This is a genomic window from Paramagnetospirillum magnetotacticum MS-1 (assembly GCF_000829825.1).
Lineage (GTDB): Bacteria > Pseudomonadota > Alphaproteobacteria > Rhodospirillales > Magnetospirillaceae > Phaeospirillum > Phaeospirillum magnetotacticum.
In genome coordinates this window covers 1-2,500 of the sequence record NZ_JXSL01000030.1, presented here as the reverse complement: position 1 = coordinate 2,500, position 2,500 = coordinate 1, and the positions used below count along the sequence as shown (strand labels likewise).

Genomic DNA, 2,500 nt, shown 5'->3' with positions numbered 1-2,500 from the left:
GGTGACGGCGTACCTTTTGTATAATGGGTCAGCGAGTTAGTGTATGCAGCAAGCTTAAGCCGGTAGGCGTAGGCGCAGCGAAAGCGAGTCTGAATAGGGCGACGAGTTGCATGCATTAGACCCGAAACCGGGTGATCTAGCCATGGGCAGGTTGAAGGTGGGGTAACACCCACTGGAGGACCGAACTCACGTCTGTTGAAAAAGACGGAGATGACCTGTGGTTAGGGGTGAAAGGCCAATCAAACTCGGAAATAGCTGGTTCTCCGCGAAAGCTATTTAGGTAGCGCCTCGGACGAATACCTACGGGGGTAGAGCACTGGATGGGCTAGGGGGTCCCAAAGACCTACCAAACCTAACCAAACTCCGAATACCGTAGAGTACTATCCGGGAGACAGACGGTGGGTGCTAAGGTCCATCGTCAAAAGGGAAACAGCCCAGACCGCCAGCTAAGGTCCCCAAGTCATGGTTAAGTGGGAAAGGATGTAAGACGGCCAAAACAACCAGGAGGTTGGCTTAGAAGCAGCCATCCTTTAAAGAAAGCGTAATAGCTCACTGGTCTAATAGCTGTCTCGCGCCGAAAATGTACCGGGGCTCAAACCATGCACCGAAGCTGCGGGTGTGCAGCAATGCACGCGGTAGCGGAGCGTTCCGTAAGCCTGCGAAGGCGTCATCGTGAGAGGCGCTGGAGGTATCGGAAGTGAGAATGCTGACATGAGTAGCGACAAACAGTGTGAGAAACACTGTCGCCGAAAGTCCAAGGGTTCCTGCGCAAGGCTAATCCGCGCAGGGTAAGCCGGCCCCTAAGGCGAGGGCGAAAGCCGTAGTCGATGGGAACCACGTTAATATTCGTGGGCCTGCTGGAAGTGACGACCTCCGTGTATCGTATCCTCTTATCGGATTGAGGGTGCGGTGAAGGGGGTCCAGGAAATAACTCCAGCGTATAGACCGTACCCTAAACCGACACAGGTGGACTGGTAGAGTATACCAAGGCGCTTGAGAGAACGATGTTGAAGGAACTAGGCAAATTGACCCCGTAACTTCGGGATAAGGGGTACCTCTCTTTGCGCAAGCAGAGGGGGGTGGCACAGACCAGGGGGTGGCGACTGTTTACTAAAAACACAGGGCTCTGCGAAGTCGAAAGACGACGTATAGGGTCTGACGCCTGCCCGGTGCCGGAAGGTTAAAAGGAGGGGTGCAAGCTCTGAATTGAAGCCCCGGTAAACGGCGGCCGTAACTATAACGGTCCTAAGGTAGCGAAATTCCTTGTCGGGTAAGTTCCGACCTGCACGAATGGCGTAACGACTTCCCCGCTGTCTCCAACATCGACTCAGCGAAATTGAATTCTCCGTGAAGATGCGGAGTACCCGTGGCTAGACGGAAAGACCCCGTGCACCTTTACTACAGCTTTGCAGTGGTACTAGGATGTGGATGTGTAGGATAGGTGGGAGCCTATGAAGCACCGGCGCCAGCTGGTGTGGAGGCAACCTTGAAATACCACCCTTCTGCTTCCTGGTATCTAACCGCGCCCCGTGAACCCGGGGCCGGGACCCTGCATGGCGGGTAGTTTGACTGGGGCGGTCGCCTCCCAAAGAGTAACGGAGGCGCGCGATGGTGGGCTCAGGCTGGTCGGAAATCAGCTGTCGAGTGCAATGGCATAAGCCCGCCTGACTGCGAGACAAACAAGTCGAGCAGAGACGAAAGTCGGTCATAGTGATCCGGTGGTCCCGCGTGGAAGGGCCATCGCTCAACGGATAAAAGGTACGCCGGGGATAACAGGCTGATCTCCCCCAAGAGTCCACATCGACGGGGAGGTTTGGCACCTCGATGTCGGCTCATCACATCCTGGGGCTGGAGCAGGTCCCAAGGGTTCGGCTGTTCGCCGATTAAAGTGGTACGTGAGCTGGGTTTAGAACGTCGTGAGACAGTTCGGTCCCTATCTACCATGGGTGTTGGAAACTTGAGAGGACCTGTCCCTAGTACGAGAGGACCGGGATGGACATACCTCTAGTGTACCGGTTGTCGCGCCAGCGGCATCGCCGGGTAGCCATGTATGGACGAGATAACCGCTGAATGCATCTAAGCGGGAAGCTCCCCTCAAAACCAGGTTTCCCTATCAGAGCCGTGGAAGACCACCACGTTGATAGGCAGCATGTGGAAGCGTGGTAACACGTGAAGCTAAGCTGTACTAATCGCTCGATCGGCTTGATCGCCCATGCGTAGCGGCAAGCCCGACACATGAAATACTTGTATCAGTGCACGAAGGTACTAATCAGATCAGAAATTCTTCTTCGTTTCCTTCGACGACCAGGTGGTCATAGCGAGGGCCCTCCACCCGATCCCATCCCGAACTCGGACGTGAAACCCCTCTGCGCCGATGGTACTGTGTCTTAAGGCACGGGAGAGTAGGACGCTGCCTGGTCTTCAAAGGAAACGAACAAGAAAAACCTTCACGATGAAAACACCGGCCCATAAAGGCCGGTGTAACGCTTTTAAGGGCCCG

General features: G+C 55.2%; 2 rRNA genes (1 of these 2 cut by a window edge). Both read left to right on the top strand.

Features of this window, described 5'->3' with window-relative positions:
* Window positions 1–2,210: ribosomal RNA gene (locus CCC_RS12635) — 23S ribosomal RNA — on the top strand (it extends 532 nt beyond the left edge of the window).
* A 94-nt stretch (window positions 2,211–2,304) separates the two neighbouring features.
* Window positions 2,305–2,419: ribosomal RNA gene (rrf, locus tag CCC_RS12630) — 5S ribosomal RNA — on the top strand.
* Window positions 2,420–2,500: the final 81 nt, after the last annotated feature.